Here is a 17,099-nt window from a genome sequence, read left to right as displayed (position 1 = left end):
GGCGGACGCCCCTAGGCGTCGGCCGGCTCCGTGGTCCGGCGTGCCGTCGTCGCGATCGTCGCCGAGCCCACCACGCGCGTGCCGTCGTACAGGACGATCGCCTGGCCGGGGGCGACGCCCCGGACCGGCTCGTCGAAGGCGACCCGCAGCTCGCCGTCCTCCAGCACCGCGCTCACCGGCGTCTCGCCGCCGTGGGCGCGGAGCTGGGCGGTGTAGCGGCCGGGGCCCTCGGGGGCGGTGCCGCACCAGCGGGGCTTGATCGCGGTGAGGGCGGTGACGTCCAGGGCCTCGACGGGGCCGACCGTGACGGTGTTGTTCACGGGCGAGATGTCGAGGACGTAGCGGGGCTTGCCGTCCGGGGCCGGGTGGCCGATCCGCAGGCCCTTGCGCTGGCCGATGGTGAAGCCGTACGCGCCCTCGTGGGTGCCGACCTTCGTGCCCGCCTCGTCCACGATGTCGCCCTCCGCCTTGCCGAGGCGGGTGGCGAGGAAGCCCTGGGTGTCGCCGTCGGCGATGAAGCAGATGTCGTGGCTGTCGGGCTTCTTCGCGACCGCGAGCCCGCGCCGCTCGGCCTCCGCCCGGATCTCGTCCTTGGTGGTGAGGGTGTCGCCCAGCGGGAACATCGCGTGCGCGAGCTGCTTCTCGTCGAGCACGCCGAGGACGTACGACTGGTCCTTGGCCGTGTCGGAGGCGCGGTGCAGCTCGCGGGTGCCGTCCTCGCCCAGCACGACGGTGGCGTAGTGGCCGGTGCAGACCGCGTCGAAGCCGAGGGCGAGCGCCTTGTCGAGGAGCGCCGCGAACTTGATCTTCTCGTTGCAGCGCAGGCAGGGGTTGGGGGTGCGGCCGGCCTCGTACTCCGCGACGAAGTCGTCCACGACGTCCTCGCGGAACCGCTCGGCCAGGTCCCACACGTAGAAGGGGATGCCGATGACGTCGGCGGCCCGGCGCGCGTCGCGGGAGTCCTCGATCGTGCAGCAGCCACGCGCTCCGGTGCGGAACGACTGCGGGTTCGCGGAGAGGGCGAGGTGGACGCCGGTGACGTCGTGGCCCGCCTCGGCGGCACGGGCGGCGGCGACGGCGGAGTCCACTCCGCCCGACATGGCGGCGAGGACCCGGAGGGGACGGGCGTGGGGGCGCTGGGGCGGGGTCTGAGTCATAGCCCCACCAGGGTACGGGGCGCCGGGAACCACCGTCGTGGTGGTGAGCGTTCTCGATGGCATGGGGAGCAAGGGGAAGAAGGCGGTGGGGCGGCGTGCCGTCCTGCTCGGCGGCGGTGCCGCGGTGGTGGGCACGGCCGTGCTCGCCCGGGAGGAGCTGGCGCGCGCCTGGTGGCGGCTGCCGGGGACGCGGAGGAAGCGGGTGGAGGGGGAGCTGGACCACGCGGGCGCCGAGTGGACGTCGGCGTCGCGGGCGAACTGGCGGCGGGCGGACCGGCCGGACGACTACACGATCGACCGGATCGTGATCCACGTCGTGCAGGGCAGCTACGCGACCGCCCTGCGGGTCTTCAAGAACCCGGGACACGGGGCCGCCGCGCACTACGTGGTCCGCAAGGACGGGCACGTGGCGCAGATGATCCGGGAGCTCGACGTGGGCTTCCACGCCGGGAACCGGGACATGAACGAGCGGAGCATCGGCATCGAGCACGAGGGCTTCGTGGACCGGCCGAAGGACTTCACGGCGGCGATGTACGAGGGGTCGGCGCGGCTCGCGGCCGGCATCTGCGCCCGGTACGGGATACCCGTGGACCGGGAGCACATCATCGGGCACGTCGAGGTGGAGGGCACCGACCACACCGATCCCGGTCCGCACTGGGACTGGGACCGGTATCTGCGGCTGGTGCGGGAGGCTTCGAAGAAGCCGGCGTAGGCGGGATGCCGGGCCTCAGGTGAGGCCGGCCGTGCGGGCGCGCTCCACGGCCGGGCCGATCGCCTCGGCGACCGCCGTCACGTCCTCCTTGGTGGAGGTGTGGCCGAGGGAGAAGCGCAGGGTGCCCCGGGCGAGGTCGGGGTCGGTGCCGGTGGCGAGCAGGACGTGGCTGGGCTGGGCGATGCCGGCGGTGCAGGCGGAGCCGGTGGAGCAGGCGATGCCGGCCGCGTCGAGCAGCAGGAGCAGCGAGTCGCCCTCGCAGCCGGGGAAGGTGAAGTGGGCGTTGGCGGGGAGCCGGTCGACCGGGTCGCCGCCGAGGATCGCGTCGGGGACGGCCTGCCGGACGGCGGTGACGAGTTCGTCGCGCAGGGCGCCGACCTCGCGGGCGAACTCCTCGCGCCGTTCGGCGGCGAGCCGGGCGGCGACGGCGAAGGCGGCGACGGCGGGGACGTCGAGGGTGCCGGAGCGGACGTGCCGCTCCTGGCCGCCGCCGTGCAGGACGGGGACGGGGGTGTGCTCGCGGCCCAGGAGCAGGGCGCCGATGCCGTAGGGACCGCCGATCTTGTGGCCGGAGACGGTCATGGCGGCGAGGCCGGAGGCGGCGAAGTCGACCGGAACCTGACCCACGGCCTGGACGGCGTCGGCGTGCAGGGGGACGCCGTACTCGGCGGCGACGTCGGCGAGTTCGCGGACCGGCATGAGGGTGCCGATCTCGTTGTTGGCCCACATGACGGTGGCCAGGGCGACGGTCCCGGGGTCGCGGGCGATGGCCTCGCGCAGGGCCTCGGGGTGCACGCGGCCGTGGCGGTCGACGGGCAGGTACTCGACCCGCGCGCCCTCGTGGACGGCGAGCCAGTCGACGGCGTCGAGGACGGCGTGGTGCTCGACCGGGCTGGCCAGGACGCGGACGCGGCGCGGGTCGGCGTCGCGGCGGGACCAGTAGAGGCCCTTGACGGCGAGGTTGTCGGCCTCGGTGCCGCCGGAGGTGAGGACGACCTCGCTCGGCCGGGCGCCGAGGGCGGCGGCGAGGGTCTCGCGGCCCTCCTCGACGGTCCGCCGGGCCCGCCGTCCGGCGGCGTGGAGGGAGGAGGCGTTGCCCGTGACGGCGAGGTGGGCGGTCATCGCCTCGATCGCCTCGGGCAGCATGGGCGTGGTCGCGGCGTGGTCGAGGTAAGCCATGGTGGGTCGATTCTACGAGCCCGCCGTCGCACTCCCGGCGCCTGGCCTGTTTGCGCCGCCGAGGTCGGGGGTGCCGTGGTCCCGGGTGCGCCTGCCGGGCCGGGGCGCGCCCGTCGTACCCGGGTGTGCCGTAGGTCCCGGGCGTGCCCGTCGTGCCCGGATGTGCCGCCGCCCCGCCCCTGTGCGGCAAGGGCGGGGCGGCGGTGGTCCGGGCGTACGAGCGTGCGTACGGTCGTACGGGCTCAGCCGCGCGGGGCGCGGGCCAGCTGGCGGGACTGGGCGACCAGGCGGTCGGCGCTGTCCCAGACCTCGGCGTCCTCCTCAAGGAAGCCGCCGGCCAGGTTGCGGGTGGTGATGGAGACCCGCAGCGGGCCGGGGGCCGGGCGGCAGCGGACGTGGGTGGTGAGCTCGACGGTCGGGGTCCAGCCCTTCAGGCCCAGCTCGAAGGAGGTCGGCGGCAGGGCGTCGACGGTGAGCAGCAGGGAGAGGGCGTCGGGCTCGCGCCCGTCGGCGAGGCCGAACCAGGCGCGCATCTCGCCCTTGCCCGAGGGGGCGCCGATCGCCCAGCCGACGCAGGCCGGGTCGAGGCGGATGTCGAGGCGCTCGGTGATGGCGGAGGAGCCGGGGATCTGCGGGGTCGGGCCGTCGGAGGCGCCGAAGCAGTTCTCGATCGGGGCCATCGCCGGGGGCGTCGCGCTGGTGCGGACGTCGTCGGGGAGGGCGTCGAGGTCGCCGTACGAGGCGAGGACGCGGATGCGCTCGACCTCGGTGCCGTCCTCGGCGTACTGGAAGAGCGAGGCCTGGCCGGTGGAGAGGGTCCGGCCGGTGCGGACGGTCTCGGTCCGGATCACCGCGGGGCCGGGCACGGACGGCGTGAGGTAGTGCGCCGAGATCGTGAACGGGTCGGGGTGCGGGAGGTGGTGGCCGAGGGCGCGGCCGAGCAGAGCGAGGAGGTAGCCGCCGTTGACGGCGTGGATGATCGTCCAGCCGGCGGAGAGGTCCGCGTCGTAGACGCCGGGCTCCCGGAGGGTGACGGCGGTGTCGCGGTCGAACTCGTTCGTGACGACGGCGTGCGTCTCGGTGCTCGTCTCGGTGCTCGTGCTCATGGATCCGACGGTACCGCAGGTTACTACTGAGCGGTAGCTTTCTCCGGCTCCTCGCTGGTGGAGGAGCGGCGGTTCCAGGCGCGGGGCGCGCGCCAGTGGTAGCGCATCGCGAGGAGGCGGAGCACGAAGGCGGTGAGGACGGCTGCGCCGCTGGTGAAGGCGTTGAGGGTGTCGAAGCGGATGCAGAGCACGACCATCGTCGCGCCCACGATCGCCGGGACGGCGTACAGGTCCCGGTCCCAGCGCAGCAGCGAGGGCACCTCGTTGGCGAGCACGTCGCGCAGGACGCCGCCGCCGACGGCGGTGGCGAGCCCGAGGGCGGCGGAGGCGGTGAGGCCGAGCCCGTAGTCGTACGCCTTCGTCGTCCCCGTCACGCAGAAGAGGCCGAGCCCGGCGGCGTCGAACACGTTGACGGCGGCCTGCGTGCGCTCCACGTGGGGGTGCAGGAAGAAGACGAGGACCGTCGCGACCAGGGGCATGAGGAAGTAGCCGAGGTCGGTGAAGGCGGCGGGGGGTACGGCGCCGATGATCAGGTCGCGGAAGAGACCGCCGCCGAGGGCGGTGACCTCGGCGAGGACGGCGATGCCGAAGACGTCGAAGTTCTTCCGGACGGCGAGGAGGGCGCCGGAGATGGCGAACACGAAGATGCCGACGAGGTCGAGGGCGTGTTGGACGGAGGGGGTGAACAGGTCGTGGAGCACCGCCCCATTGTCCTGGTCCGGGACCCGTGCCCGTCCCCTCCGGGAGGGCCAGGAGAGCGGGGGGCCGGGGAAGCCGGAAGGCCGGAGCGCCCGTGATGCGGCGGCTCCGGCCCTCCCGGTCGGTGCGTGCTACTTGCCGGGCGCCTCGGACTCGTCCGACGCCTCGGGCTTCTCCGACGCCTCGGCCTCACCCGGCGCCGGCTTCACGGGCTCGTCCCGCACCTCGGCCTCGGCCGACACCTCGGACTCGGCCTTCACCGGCTCGTCCTGCACGACGGCCTCGGCCTTCGCGGTCTCGGCCTTCGCGGTCTCGGCCGACGCCTCCGGCGACGTCCGGGCCGCCGGGACCGTGTCGGTCTTCCCGGCCGGTACGATCGCGGCCGCCCCCGTCCGCTTCACCGTCCCGGCCTCGATCCCGGCCGCGAAGTGGCAGGCCACCTTGTGCCCGTCGCCCAGGTCCACCAGCTCCGGGCGCTCCGTCGCGCAGCGGGTCTCCTGCTTCCACGGGCAGCGCGTGTGGAAGCGGCACCCCGTCGGCGGGTTGGCCGGCGACGGCAGGTCGCCGCGGAGCAGGATGCGCTCGCGGCGGTCCTCGACCTCCGGGTCCGGCACCGGCACCGCCGACATGAGCGCCTTGGTGTACGGGTGCTTCGGCGCCGCGTACAGGGCGTCGCTCGGGGCCTCCTCGACCAGCGAGCCCAGGTACATGACCCCGATGACGTCCGAGATGTGCCGGACGACGGCGAGGTCGTGGGCGATGACCAGGTAGGTCAGGCCGAGCTGCTCCTGGAGCTCCTCCAGGAGGTTGATCACCTGTGCCTGGATCGACACGTCGAGCGCCGAGACCGGCTCGTCGCAGATGATCACGTCGGGTTCGAGGACGAGGGCGCGCGCGATGCCGATGCGCTGGCGCTGTCCGCCGGAGAACTCGTGCGGGTAGCGCGAGAGGGCGTTGGCCGGGAGGCCGACCCGGGTGAGGATCTCCTTGATCCGCTCCCGGCGTTCCTCCTGGTTCGCGCCGATGCCGTGCGCGGCCATGCCCTCGCTGAGGATCGACTCGATGTTCTGGCGCGGGTTGAGGCTGCCCAGCGGGTCCTGGAAGACCATCTGGAGGCGGCGACGGAACCGGCGCATCTCCTCGTCGGGCAGCTTGGCCAGGTCGGTGCCGTCGAGGACGATCTCGCCGTCGGTGACGTCGACCAGGCGCAGCACGGCCCGGCCGAGCGTCGTCTTGCCGCAGCCGGACTCGCCCACGAGACCGTACGTCTGACCGGCCTCGACGTTGAGCGAGATGCCGTCGACGGCGTAGACGTGGCCGACCGTACGGTTGAAGAGGACGCCCTTCCTGACCGGGAAGTGGACCTTCACATCGTTGAGTTCGAGCAGGCTCATGCCGGCACCTCCGACTCGGCCTGGGCGGGGAGGACGGGGTTCACGCAGCGGACCCGGTGGCCCGTCGTGCGCGGTTCCGTCAGTTCGGGCGTGCCGGTCAGGCACTCCATCGTGTAGGAGTCGCAGCGGGGCGCGAAGGCGCAGCCGTCGGCCCAGGCGATCTTGTCGTTGATGGATCCCCGGATGGGGGTGAGCGGTTCGCCGCGCGGGGCGTCCAGGCGCGGGATGGAGCCGAGCAGTCCGTGCGCGTACGGGTGGGTGGGGTGCGCGAACAGCTCGCGGCGGGCCGCGGACTCCACCGCCCGGCCCGCGTACAGCACGTTGACCTGGTCGCAGAGGCCGGCGACGACGCCCAGGTCGTGGGTGATCATCAGCAGGGCGGTGCCCTCCTGGTCGACGAGCTCCTTGAGCAGTTCCAGGATCTGGGCCTGGATGGTCACGTCGAGCGCGGTGGTCGGCTCGTCGGCGATGAGCAGCCGGGGCGCGCACGCCACGGCCATCGCGATGAGCGCGCGCTGGCGCATGCCGCCCGAGAGCTGGTGCGGGTACTCCTTCAGGCGCCGCGTCGGGTCGGGGATGCCGACCCGGTCGAGCAGATGGGCGGCCTCCTTGCGGGCGGCCTCGCCCTTCATGCCCCGGTGGCGCCGGAGGATCTCGGTGACCTGGACGCCGATGGGGACGACCGGGTTCAGCGAGGAGAGCGGGTCCTGGAAGATCATCGCGAGCCGGCTGCCGCGCAGGTCGCGGATCTGCTTCTCGCTCAGGCCCAGCAGGTCGGTGCCGTCGAAGACGGCGCGTCCGCCCACGGTGACGCCCTTGCGGGGCAGCAGGCCCATCAGGGCCAGGGAGGTCACCGACTTGCCGCAGCCGGACTCGCCGACCAGGCCCACGACCTGTCCCTGGTCGACGTCGAAGGAGACCCCGTCCACCGCGGTGGACGGTGTGCGGCCCCGGCCGCCGAAGGTGACGGTGAGTTCTTCAACCGAAAGAAGTGGCATGGGACTTCAGCCTCGCAGCTTCGGGTCGAGGGCTTCGCGCATGGCCTCGCCGAGGAGGGTGAAGCCGAGGGCGGTGATGATGATCCCGACCGCCGGGTAGACGGCCATCATCGGCTCGTTGTCGAAGAACCGCTGCGCCTGGGAGAGCATGACGCCCCACTCCGGGACGGCCGGGTCGGGGTTGCCGAGGCCCAGGTAGGAGAGGGCCGCGGCCTCGATGATGGCGGTGGCGAGGCTGAGCGTCGCCTGCACGATGACGGGGCTGAGCGAGTTCGGCAGGATCTGCGTGACGACGATCCGCTTCCTCCGCACGCCGAGGGCCTTCGCGGCGAGCACGTAGTCCGCGCCGCCCTGGGCGAGCATCGAACCGCGCAGCAGGCGGGCGAAGATCGGGATCTGGACGACACCGACGGCGATCATCACCGTGGTCAGGGACTGGCCCATGACCGCGGCGATCGAGACCGCGAGGAGCAGCGACGGCAGGGACAGCATGATGTCGATGAAGCGCATGACGACGGTGTCGATCCGCTGGCCCGGCTTGCCGCCGAGGGTCGCGGCGGCGCCGGAGAGCATGCCGATCAGCGCGCCGACGACGAGGCCGATGAGCATGGAGACCACGCCGACGAGGAGGGTCTGCCGGGCGCCGACGAGCATCCGGGAGAACAGGTCGCGGCCCAGGTGGTCGAGGCCGAACCAGTTCTCGCCCCGCATGCCGACGAACTTGCCCTGGTTGGAGAGGACTTCGCCGCGCCAGGTCTGGGCGGTCGGCGAGTAGGGCGCGAACCAGGGGCCGACGATGGCGATCAGGGCGAACAGGGCGATGACGACGGCGCCGATGACGGCCATCTTGTTCGTCCGCAGGCGCCGGAAGGCCTCGCGCCACAGGCTGGCGCCGACGGTGGCCTCGTTCCGCTGGGTGAGCGCCGCGAGGCGGTCGATCTTCTCTGTCTTGGTGCTCACGGTCAGTGCACCCGCACTCTCGGGTCAATGAGGCTGTACGCCAGGTCGACCAGCAGGTTGATGAGGACGTACACCATCGCGATGAACATGATGAAGCCGACGAGCACCGGGTAGTCGCGGGCGTCGATGGAGGTGCGGATGAAGGAGCCGATGCCGCCGAAGGAGAAGACGGACTCGGTGAGGACCGCTCCGGAGAGGAGGCTGCCGGTGAGCAGGCCGATCGCGGTGACCACCGGGAGGAGCGCGTTGCGCAGCACGTGGCGGACGCGGACGACGTTCTTCCCCAGGCCCTTGGACTCGGCGGTGCGGATGTAGTCCTCGCCGAGCACTTCGAGCACGCTGGCGCGGGTCATCCGGACGATGACGGCGAGCGGGATGGAGGCGAGGGTGACGGCCGGCAGGACCAGGTGCATGATCGCGTCCCAGGACGCGTCGAACTCTCCGGTGAGGAGGCCGTCGAGGACGGCGAACCCGGTGACGCTGGTCGCGTCGATTCCGGTGGAGAGCCGTCCGTAGCTCGGGAAGATGCCGAGTTCGACGGCGAGGAGGCCCCGGAGGATCATGGCGAGGAAGAACACCGGGATGCAGATGCCGACGAGCGAGCCGGAGACCGAGGCGACGTCGAGCCAGCCGCCGCGGCGCTTGGCGGCGAGGTAGCCGAGCGGGATGCCGACGACGACGGCGATCAGGATGGCGGCGACGCCGAGTTCCACGGTGGCCGGGAAGCGCAGCGCGAACTCGTCCCACACCGGCTGTCCGGTCTGGGTGGAGGTGCCGAGGTCCAGGTCGAGGATCCGCTTGAGGAAGCGGCCGTACTGCACCCAGATGGGCTGGTCGAGCCCGAGCGCCCGGTTGATGCGCGCCACTTCGGCTTCGGTCGCCCGCTCGCCCAGGATCGCTGAGGCGGGTCCGCCGGGCAGTCGGTTCAGCCAGAGGAAGAGGAGAACCGACAGGCCGAGCAGGGTGGGTATGAGCTGTAGCAGTCTTCGTACGACGAGTCGCAGCACCCCGCGTGCCCCTTTCTTGCGTGTGCGTGAGAAGCGGGTTCGCCCGGCCACGTCCGACGTGGCCGGGCGAATCCCGCTCGTGTGTCGATTACTTGAAGGAGACCTCGGCGAAGTTCTCCTGCGTCAGCGGGGAGACCTTCGGCGGGTTGACGTTCTTGCCGAACGCGATGGCCGGGGGCGAGGAGGAGATCGGGAGGCCCGGCAGGTACTCCATGATCGCCTCGTTGGCCGCCTTGTAGGCCTCGACGCGCTTGACCGGGTCGGCGATCTTGGAGGCGCCGTTCACGGCGTCGAAGACCTTCGGCTCCTTGAAGCCCCACTGCTTGTCGTACCCGGCGAACCAGGTGCCGATGAAGTTGAAGCCGTCGTTGAAGTCACCGGTCCAGCCCAGCATGTGCAGGTCGCAGGAGCCGGCCTCGGTGGCGTCCAGGTAGTCCGGGGCCCACTTCATCGGCTTCGGGGTGACGGTGACGCCGGCCTTCTCCAGGTCGGCCTTCATCAGCTCGAACATGTCCTGCGGGGCGGGCATGTACGGGCGGGTGACCTCGGTCGGGTAGCAGAACTCGACCTTGAGGGCGGACTCGCCGGCGCCCTTCAGGAGCTCCTTGGACTTGTTGGTGTCGAACGCGTACGTCTTCACCTTGTCCGAGTAGCCCGCGATCGTGTCGGGCATGAACTGCGTGGCCACCTTGCCGCCCTCGGGCAGCTGGGTCTTCACGAGGTTCTCGCGGTCGATGGCGTGGGCGATGGCCTGGCGGACCGCGGGCTTCTTCAGCGCCGCGTTCTTCTCCTGGCTCATGCCGACGTAGAAGAGGTTGAAGACGTCACGCGTCGGGACGTTGTACCCCTCCTTCTCCAGGGTCTTCACGTCCGCGGGCGACACCAGGTCGTAGCCGTCGATGTCACCGGCCTGGAGCGCCTGGCGGCGGCCCTCCTCGGTGTCGATCGTGCGGAAGACCAGGTTCTTCACCTTGGCCTTCTCGCCCCAGTAGTCGTCGAAGCGCTCGAGGGTGACTTCCTTGTTGCCCTTGTTCCACTTCGTGATCTTGTACGGGCCGGTGCCGGCGACCGTGCCGGCCTCCTGGCTGTACTTGGGGTACGTGATGGCGTCGCCCTTGGCGGACGCGTCCTGCTTCTCGTACTCCTTGATCGCCTTCGGCGAGTGGATCGCGAGGGCCTGGAGGGAGAAGCCGCCGGGGAGCTGCGCGGAGGGCTCGTTGACCTCGATGACCGCGGTGTTCTCGTCCTTGGCCGTGCAGGACTTGTAGTTGGGCTTCGGCGCCTCGGCGTCCTCGTTCTTCGCGAAGCCGCCCATGATGGACTGCCAGTAGTACGAGACCGAGCTGGACTGGTAGGTGCCCTTCCAGTTGAACCAGTGGTCGTAGTTCGCGCAGACGGCGGCGGCGTTGAACGCCTCGCCGTCGTGGAACTTCACGCCCTTGCGCAGGTTGAACGTCCACACCTTGCCGGCGGGGTCGGCGGACCACGTCTCGGCGAGGCCGCCGACGAGCTTGCTGCCTCCCGACTCGTGCTCCAGGAGTGCTTCGAAGGCCTGCCGGGTCACCCGGAAGGTCTCGCCGTCGCTCGCGAGGGCGGGGTCCAGGGAACCGGGGTCGCCGGCGCCGGCGAACACGAAGGTGTCCTTCGCACCGCCCTTCGCGCCGTCCTTTCCGCGCTCACTGGAGCAGCCCGTCGCGACGAGCGCGGCGGCAGCCACCACCGTGATCGCCCGAACGGTACGGGAATTGAATATTCGCATGGGGCCACCCCAGGATCAGCCGTGTGGAGAGGTCTTGACCGGCCGAACACTACCGACGGGCAACCAGCTGGAGAACAGTCCGGATAACGGTGATACCTAGTCGAGACCCGGACACTCGCCAAACCGGGCACTTCCGGGACAAGTGCGTGGCCTGGGCGAACACCCTTGACGCGCGGGTGAGTTAACGAGAGGTGTCACGACCGGACAGACCGCCCATCCGGGACTTCCGGTCAACCTCGGGGCGGATAGCCGTATCCCGGGGCAGGCGGGGCGGCGTGCGCCTCGCGGTCGTAGAAGGGCCGGGCGTTCGCCTTCAGCCAGAGCGCCACCGGGTCGTACGCGTCGGAGAGGGCGACCGTCGAGACGGGCAGCCCGTCGGGGACGGAGCCGATGGACTGGCGCATCATCGCCCGGACCGCGTCGACGGCGGCCGGGGAGGTGTCGTACAGGTCGAGCCCGATGACCAGGTATGGGGAGCCGAGCGCGGGCTGCACCCAGCCGCGGCGCAGCGCCCGGACGGCCGGGGTGCGGTGCGCGTTCTGGGTGATCAGGGCGTAGAACTGCGGGAGCTCCAGGGCGGGCTCGGTGACGCGCAGCGGGCCCGCGGGCATCCGGTCGAGTCCGGTGGCGATCCGGCGCAGGTCGGCCCAGGGGATGCCGACGCCGCCGCCCGGGGCGTGCGGATTCAGCCAGACGCCCCAGCGGTCGGGGTAGAGGGCGCGGGCGATCTCGCGGCCGGTGACGCGCTCGTGGGCGCGGTTCCAGCCGGAGGCGGCGAGCTCCTGGTCGGAGGTGACGCAGGGCGCGTAGCCGAAGCCCTCGACCTCCATGTTCCCGTACTGGGCGTCGGGGGAGCCGGGCGTGCCCTGCCAGAGCAGCATCCGGAGCTCGCCGTCGGCGAGGGCGTGCAGCAGCCGCTCGTACGCGTCGTAGCGTCCGGGTGCCACCTGGCGCAGCATGTGCTCGACGTGTCCAGCCGCAGCGGTGCCTGACGCGCTCACCCTGGGTCCCGCCCCTCTTCCGTCCACCACGTCCGCGCGGCCGCCGGGTCAGGGGCGGCCGTCGCATCGGTTCCGTCGAATCAGTTCAGCTTAGGGCCTGACCCGCCCGGCAAGCCCTGAACAGGGTGCCGCTCACACGGCGGCGCGCTGGTAGAAGGGGCGGACCCGCTCCAGCATCCAGTCGCCCACCGGGTCCTGCGCCATGTCGAGCAGGATGAGGTTGACCGGCCAGGCGACCTCGACGCGGCCGAGGGCCCGGCCGAGGGCGTCCAGGGGGGCGGTGCGGTCGGCGCCCTCCCAGTGGGAGAGCTGGACGCCGATGAAGAGGGCCGGTTCGGTGCCCTCGACGCTGGCGAGGGCACGGCGGGCGCTGGCGACGACGCCGGTGGCCTCGAACTCGGCGGAGGCGGCGGCGAGGAAGTCGACGGGGTCGTCCTGCCAGTCGGGCTCGAAGAGCCGGACGCGGCCGCCGGACGCGGGGCCGTCGAGCGGGGTCCGGCCGACGCGGCAGAGTTCGGCGACGGCGGGCGGGGGCAGCGGGACGCCGACGGTCCCGCCGGGGTTCACGGCGATGCCGAGCTGCGGGGGCAGGCCGCGGGCGAAGTCGCGGGCGGGGGCGACGGCGAAGGACATGTGGTCGCCGGCGCAGGCGCGGAACTGCTGCTCGGAGCTGAAGACGGGGACGTAGGCCGCGCCGTCGATCTCCATGGTGGCGAGGTCCAGGTCGGTGCTGTCGGGACCGCCGCCGTTGGGCAGGGGGATCCAGACCGGGCTGCGGCCCAGTACCTCGACGAGGCGGCCGCCCGCCTCGGGGTTGCCGAGCGAGGCGGCGAGCACCTCTTCCAACTCGTTGCCCGGCCACGTCACGTCCACGGTCCCGTTCCCCTTCTCGCACGGCCTGCCGTACCCGGCCGCCCGGCAGCACCCTAACGCCGCCCCGGCACCGCCGTGACCGGAAGGGGGGCGTACGGGCGCCCCGGAGGGGCCGCACAGGGGTGCTCGCGTCAGACCGCCTCCCCGAAGGTGATCGTCCGGAGGGTGTCGGCGGCGTCCCGGTCGAGCAGGGTCGCCGAGGCGCAGCCGTGCGGCAGCCGGCCGGTCTCGGCGGCCCGCAGCAGCCGGCCGACCGCGCGCCGGTGCCGGGCGAAGGCGTACGCCGAGACGCCCCGGCCGCGGGAGTGCTGCCCGGCCCTGGCGGTGTCCGGGGTCACGTCGAGGAGGAGCAGGTGCAGCTCGCGCCCCCGGCGGCGGGCCTCGCGGGCGAGCCAGCCGCGCACCCAGGACTGGGTGCCGCAGTCGTGCACGATCACGCTCGCGCCGGAGCGCAGGGCGCGGCGCAGCCCGGCGTAGTGCGCGATCCGGACCAGGGGGCGGTAGACCGCGTACGGCAGGAGGCGGGGCATCCGGGCCTCCCAGCGCTCCCGGGCGTCCTGGGAGTCGACGCCCCGGCTCCCGGCGGTCCGCTTCATCAGGGTGGACTTGCCGCTGCCGGGCAGCCCGGAGACGACCACGAGGTCTCCGGGCGCGAAGGCGAGGGCGCGGGGGCCCCGCCCTCCGCGCTCGCGCAGGTCCCGCAGGATCCGGCCCCGTCCCCGGGTCCGGGCGCGGGCCCGTGGGGACGGTATGCCGGGACTCGCCGCGTACGCGCCGGTGTGCTGGATCGTCATGACCTTCTCCCCCTGACGGGCCTCGGGAGACCCTTCCCAAGAAGTGTAAAGAAACGGTAATGGGGCACAAGCGATTTGCCGCGCCGACACCGCGTGCAATGATGTGCGCGCCAGGCGCCCACGGTCGCCTGTACAACCGCATACCGGCCGTTCGAATCCGCGCGGGAGAGTTCCGGACCACGGAGTGGGTGACCACCCGGTGCGTCCGGGCGCCGAAGGAGCAAGACCCTCCCTTGAATCTCTCAGGCCCCGTACCGCGTGGATGAGGCAGATCTGAAAAGCGGGACACCCCGGTGTCCCCACCCAAGGTGCAAGCCGGGCTCTCGGTGACGAGATGCCCCCGGTGAACCTCTCAGGTTCCATGACAGATGGGGAGGACGTCCTCGCCCGTCATGTCTTCGTCACCGAACGCCCTTGGGACCCGGGAGCCACCCCATGACCACTGCCCCCCGCCTCACCGCCCTCGATGCGCTGCATCGCTCCCTGGGCGCGACCATGACCGACTTCGCGGGCTGGGACATGCCGCTGCGGTACGGCAGCGAGCGCGACGAGCACAACGCCGTCCGCACCCGGGCCGGCCTCTTCGACCTCTCCCACATGGGCGAGATCACCGTCACCGGCCCGCAGGCCGTAGAGCTCCTCGACTTCGCCCTGGTCGGCAACATCTCCACGGTGGGCACCGGCCGCGCCCGGTACACGATGATCTGCCGCGAGGACGGCGGCATCCTGGACGACCTGATCGTCTACCGCCTGGGCGAGACGGAGTACATGGTCGTCGCCAACGCCTCCAACGCGCAGGTCGTCCTGGACGCCCTCACCGAGCGCGCCGCCGGCTTCGACGCCGAGGTCCGCGACGACCGCGACGCGTACGCCCTGATCGCGGTCCAGGGCCCGGAGTCCCCCGGCATCCTGAAGTCGGTCACCGACGCCGACCTGGACGGCCTGAAGTACTACGCCGGCCTGCCGGGCACGGTCGCGGGCGTGCCCGCCCTGATCGCCCGCACCGGCTACACCGGTGAGGACGGCTTCGAGCTCTTCCTGAAGCCGGAGCACGCCGAGGGCGTGTGGAAGGCGCTGACCGAGGCCGGCGAGGGCGTCGGCCTGATCCCCTGCGGCCTGTCCTGCCGCGACACGCTCCGCCTGGAGGCGGGCATGCCGCTGTACGGCCACGAGCTGACCACCTCCCTCACCCCCTTCGACGCCGGTCTCGGCCGGGTCGTGAAGTTCGAGAAGACGACCAACGAGGGCCGCTTCGTCGGCCGCGAGGCCCTGGAGAAGGCCGCCGAGCGCGCCGAGACCGCCCCGCCGCGCAGGCTGGTCGGCCTGGTCGCCGAGGGCCGCCGGGTCCCGCGCGCCGGGTTCTCCGTCGTCAAGGACGGCGAGGTCGTCGGCGAGGTCACCTCCGGGGCCCCGTCCCCGACCCTCGGAAAGCCGATCGCGATGGCGTACGTGGACGCGGCGCACGCGGAGCCCGGCACCCGGGGTGTAGGTGTGGACATCCGGGGCACCCACGAGCCGTACGAGGTCGTGGCGCTGCCGTTCTACAAGCGCCAGAAGTGACGAAGTCGTCCCACCGCGCGTCTCACCCCGCAAGACCGACGTTCATCAGCACTCCCCCGATCCAGGAGAATCAGGTCATGAGCAACCCCCAGCAGCTGCGGTACACCAAGGAGCACGAGTGGCTGTCGGACGCCGAGGACGGCGTCGCGACCGTCGGCATCACGGAGTTCGCGGCCAACGCGCTCGGTGACGTCGTCTACGCCCAGCTCCCCGAGGTCGGCGACACCGTCACCGCGGGCGAGACCTGTGGCGAGCTGGAGTCGACGAAGTCCGTGAGCGACCTGTACTCCCCCGTGTCGGGCGAGGTCGTCGCCGCCAACCAGGACGTGGTGGACGACCCGTCCCTGGTGAACACGGCTCCGTTCGAGGGTGGCTGGCTGTTCAAGGTGCGCGTCGCGGGTGAGCCGGACGACCTGCTCACCGCCGACGAGTACGCCGCGTTCTCCGCCGGGAACTGAGACCGGGCCCGAGACCCCTTAGGGATCGATTCATGTCGCTTCTGAACACTCCCCTCCACGAGCTGGACCCCGACGTCGCCGCCGCCGTCGACGCCGAGCTCCGCCGTCAGCAGTCCACCCTCGAGATGATCGCCTCGGAGAACTTCGCTCCGGTCGCCGTCATGGAGGCGCAGGGCTCCGTCCTCACCAACAAGTACGCCGAGGGCTACCCGGGCCGCCGCTACTACGGCGGCTGCGAGCACGTCGACGTGGCCGAGCAGATCGCCATCGACCGGATCAAGGACCTGTTCGGCGCCGAGTACGCCAACGTCCAGCCGCACTCCGGCGCCTCCGCGAACCAGGCCGCCCTCTTCGCGATCGCCCAGCCGGGCGACACGATCCTGGGCCTGGACCTGGCGCACGGCGGCCACCTCACCCACGGCATGCGCCTGAACTTCTCCGGCAAGCAGTTCAACGTGGTCGCGTACCACGTGGACGGGGCCGGTCTGGTCGACATGGCCGAGGTCGAGAGCCTCGCCAAGGAGCACCGCCCCAAGGTGATCATCGCGGGCTGGTCGGCGTACCCGCGCCAGCTGGACTTCGCGGAGTTCCGCCGGATCGCCGACGAGGTCGGCGCCTACCTGTGGGTCGACATGGCCCACTTCGCGGGCCTGGTCGCCGCCGGCCTGCACCCGAACCCGGTCGAGCACGCGGACGTGGTGACCTCCACCACGCACAAGACGCTCGGCGGTCCGCGCGGCGGCATCATCCTGGCGAAGAAGGAGTTCGCGAAGAAGCTGAACTCCTCCGTCTTCCCGGGCTTCCAGGGCGGCCCCCTGGAGCACGTGATCGCGGCCAAGGCCGTCTCCTTCAAGGTCGCGGCCTCGGAGGAGTTCAAGGAGCGCCAGGAGCGCACCCTGGAGGGCGCCCGGATCATCGCCGAGCGCCTGGTCCGGGACGACGTGAAGGCCCACGGCGTCTCGGTCCTGTCCGGCGGCACGGACGTGCACCTGCTCCTGGTCGACCTGCGCGACTCGGAGCTGGACGGCCAGCAGGCCGAGGACCGCCTCCACGAGGTCGGCATCACGGTCAACCGGAACGCGGTCCCGAACGACCCGCGTCCCCCGATGGTCACCTCGGGCCTGCGCATCGGCACGCCGGCGCTCGCGACCCGCGGCTTCGGGGCCGAGGACTTCCGCGAGGTCGCGGACGTCATCGCCGAGACCCTGAAGCCGGGCTTCGACGCCGATAAGGCCGAGGCCCTCAAGGCCCGGGTGACCGCCCTCGCGGACAAGCACCCGCTGTACCCCGGCCTGAAGTGACACCGCAGTAGTAGTGACACCGTAGTAATTTCGTACGCTTTTGTTCGTACGGACATCCGGGGCACCGCGCACACTGGAACAACGGGCGCGGTGCCCCGACCCATGTCCCCCGCCCCACGCGCTCTCTGCACCACCCCGGCA

General features: G+C 71.9%; 16 protein-coding genes and 1 riboswitch. Of the genes, 4 read left to right on the top strand and 12 right to left on the bottom strand.

Annotation, left to right across the window (positions count from 1 at the left end):
- Nucleotides 1–11 precede the first annotated feature (11 nt).
- Nucleotides 12–1,157, bottom strand: coding sequence for a tRNA 2-thiouridine(34) synthase MnmA (mnmA, locus tag CP977_RS24205; protein ID WP_062752103.1), 1,146 nt, complete (start codon nucleotides 1,155–1,157; stop codon nucleotides 12–14).
- 61 nt (nucleotides 1,158–1,218) lie between these two features.
- Here mnmA and CP977_RS24200 point away from each other — a divergent pair, with 61 nt between their 5' ends.
- On the top strand, nucleotides 1,219–1,869 hold the full coding sequence (locus CP977_RS24200; protein WP_079131021.1) for an N-acetylmuramoyl-L-alanine amidase: 651 nt from the start codon (nucleotides 1,219–1,221) through the stop codon (nucleotides 1,867–1,869).
- A gap of 15 nt (nucleotides 1,870–1,884) precedes the next feature.
- On the opposite strand, the gene CP977_RS24195 is transcribed toward CP977_RS24200, so the two are convergent.
- The 11 genes from CP977_RS24195 to CP977_RS24145 all read right to left on the bottom strand — a co-directional run bounded on the left by CP977_RS24195 (nucleotide 1,885) and on the right by CP977_RS24145 (nucleotide 13,639).
- Entirely contained in the window at nucleotides 1,885–3,048 is a 1,164-nt protein-coding gene (locus CP977_RS24195) for a cysteine desulfurase family protein (protein WP_062752105.1), read from the bottom strand.
- A 242-nt stretch (nucleotides 3,049–3,290) separates the two neighbouring features.
- Nucleotides 3,291–4,154 carry a thioesterase family protein gene (locus tag CP977_RS24190; protein ID WP_062752106.1) on the bottom strand — a complete coding sequence of 288 codons (864 nt, stop codon included), beginning with the start codon at nucleotides 4,152–4,154 and terminating at the stop codon, nucleotides 3,291–3,293.
- A 23-nt stretch (nucleotides 4,155–4,177) separates the two neighbouring features.
- Nucleotides 4,178–4,855, bottom strand: coding sequence for a trimeric intracellular cation channel family protein (locus CP977_RS24185; protein WP_109185428.1), 678 nt, complete (start codon nucleotides 4,853–4,855; stop codon nucleotides 4,178–4,180).
- Nucleotides 4,856–4,984: 129 nt separating this feature from the next.
- Complete coding sequence (locus CP977_RS24180) at nucleotides 4,985–6,247, bottom strand: ABC transporter ATP-binding protein (protein ID WP_109185426.1); 1,263 nt, start codon at nucleotides 6,245–6,247, stop codon at nucleotides 4,985–4,987.
- Complete coding sequence (locus CP977_RS24175; protein WP_062752109.1) at nucleotides 6,244–7,245, bottom strand: ABC transporter ATP-binding protein; 1,002 nt, start codon at nucleotides 7,243–7,245, stop codon at nucleotides 6,244–6,246. The genes CP977_RS24180 and CP977_RS24175 overlap by 4 nt, the downstream gene beginning before the upstream one ends.
- A 6-nt stretch (nucleotides 7,246–7,251) precedes the next feature.
- Nucleotides 7,252–8,205 carry an ABC transporter permease gene (locus tag CP977_RS24170; protein ID WP_372460601.1) on the bottom strand — a complete coding sequence of 318 codons (954 nt, stop codon included), beginning with the start codon at nucleotides 8,203–8,205 and terminating at the stop codon, nucleotides 7,252–7,254.
- Nucleotides 8,206–8,207: 2 nt separating this feature from the next.
- Nucleotides 8,208–9,212, bottom strand: a complete 1,005-nt coding sequence (locus CP977_RS24165) for an ABC transporter permease (protein ID WP_062752111.1) — start codon at nucleotides 9,210–9,212, stop codon at nucleotides 8,208–8,210.
- An 88-nt stretch (nucleotides 9,213–9,300) separates the two neighbouring features.
- Nucleotides 9,301–10,971, bottom strand: a complete 1,671-nt coding sequence (locus CP977_RS24160) for an ABC transporter substrate-binding protein (protein ID WP_062752112.1) — start codon at nucleotides 10,969–10,971, stop codon at nucleotides 9,301–9,303.
- Nucleotides 10,972–11,201: 230 nt separating this feature from the next.
- Entirely contained in the window at nucleotides 11,202–11,972 is a 771-nt protein-coding gene (locus CP977_RS24155) for an enhanced serine sensitivity protein SseB C-terminal domain-containing protein (protein WP_079131022.1), read from the bottom strand.
- 132 nt (nucleotides 11,973–12,104) lie between these two features.
- Nucleotides 12,105–12,845, bottom strand: coding sequence for an enhanced serine sensitivity protein SseB (locus CP977_RS24150; protein ID WP_062752114.1), 741 nt, complete (start codon nucleotides 12,843–12,845; stop codon nucleotides 12,105–12,107).
- A 131-nt stretch (nucleotides 12,846–12,976) separates the two neighbouring features.
- Nucleotides 12,977–13,639: an AAA family ATPase gene (locus CP977_RS24145; protein ID WP_062752115.1), complete on the bottom strand. Its 663-nt coding sequence runs from the start codon at nucleotides 13,637–13,639 to the stop codon at nucleotides 12,977–12,979.
- Nucleotides 13,640–13,791: 152 nt separating this feature from the next.
- Nucleotides 13,792–13,906: riboswitch (glycine riboswitch) on the top strand.
- Between the two features lie 168 nt (nucleotides 13,907–14,074).
- Between CP977_RS24145 and gcvT the strand changes: the two genes are divergently transcribed.
- The 3 genes from gcvT to CP977_RS24130 all read left to right on the top strand — a co-directional run bounded on the left by gcvT (nucleotide 14,075) and on the right by CP977_RS24130 (nucleotide 16,958).
- On the top strand, nucleotides 14,075–15,199 hold the full coding sequence (gene gcvT / locus CP977_RS24140; RefSeq protein WP_062752116.1) for a glycine cleavage system aminomethyltransferase GcvT: 1,125 nt from the start codon (nucleotides 14,075–14,077) through the stop codon (nucleotides 15,197–15,199).
- Nucleotides 15,200–15,276: 77 nt separating this feature from the next.
- Complete coding sequence (gcvH, locus tag CP977_RS24135; RefSeq protein ID WP_030218599.1) at nucleotides 15,277–15,657, top strand: glycine cleavage system protein GcvH; 381 nt, start codon at nucleotides 15,277–15,279, stop codon at nucleotides 15,655–15,657.
- 32 nt (nucleotides 15,658–15,689) lie between these two features.
- On the top strand, nucleotides 15,690–16,958 hold the full coding sequence (locus CP977_RS24130) for a serine hydroxymethyltransferase (RefSeq protein WP_152370796.1): 1,269 nt from the start codon (nucleotides 15,690–15,692) through the stop codon (nucleotides 16,956–16,958).
- Nucleotides 16,959–17,099 lie beyond the last annotated feature (141 nt).

The organism is Streptomyces cinereoruber (assembly GCF_009299385.1).
Taxonomy (GTDB): domain Bacteria; phylum Actinomycetota; class Actinomycetes; order Streptomycetales; family Streptomycetaceae; genus Streptomyces; species Streptomyces bikiniensis.
This window is presented reverse-complemented; position numbering and strand designations above follow the sequence as displayed.

Bases quoted from the DNA above. Each gene is read 5' to 3' on its own strand.
- CP977_RS24190 (WP_062752106.1), bottom strand. From the start codon at position 4,154: ATGAGCACGAGCACCGAGACGAGCACCGAGACGCACGCCGTCGTCACG.
- CP977_RS24180 (WP_109185426.1), bottom strand. From the start codon at position 6,247: ATGAGCCTGCTCGAACTCAACGATGTGAAGGTCCACTTCCCGGTCAGG.
- gcvH (WP_030218599.1), top strand. From the start codon at position 15,277: ATGAGCAACCCCCAGCAGCTGCGGTACACCAAGGAGCACGAGTGGCTG.
- CP977_RS24195 (WP_062752105.1), bottom strand. From the start codon at position 3,048: ATGGCTTACCTCGACCACGCCGCGACCACGCCCATGCTGCCCGAGGCG.
- CP977_RS24160 (WP_062752112.1), bottom strand. From the start codon at position 10,971: ATGCGAATATTCAATTCCCGTACCGTTCGGGCGATCACGGTGGTGGCT.
- gcvT (WP_062752116.1), top strand. From the start codon at position 14,075: ATGACCACTGCCCCCCGCCTCACCGCCCTCGATGCGCTGCATCGCTCC.
- CP977_RS24145 (WP_062752115.1), bottom strand. From the start codon at position 13,639: ATGACGATCCAGCACACCGGCGCGTACGCGGCGAGTCCCGGCATACCG.
- mnmA (WP_062752103.1), bottom strand. From the start codon at position 1,157: ATGACTCAGACCCCGCCCCAGCGCCCCCACGCCCGTCCCCTCCGGGTC.
- CP977_RS24175 (WP_062752109.1), bottom strand. From the start codon at position 7,245: ATGCCACTTCTTTCGGTTGAAGAACTCACCGTCACCTTCGGCGGCCGG.
- CP977_RS24200 (WP_079131021.1), top strand. From the start codon at position 1,219: ATGGGGAGCAAGGGGAAGAAGGCGGTGGGGCGGCGTGCCGTCCTGCTC.
- CP977_RS24130 (WP_152370796.1), top strand. From the start codon at position 15,690: ATGTCGCTTCTGAACACTCCCCTCCACGAGCTGGACCCCGACGTCGCC.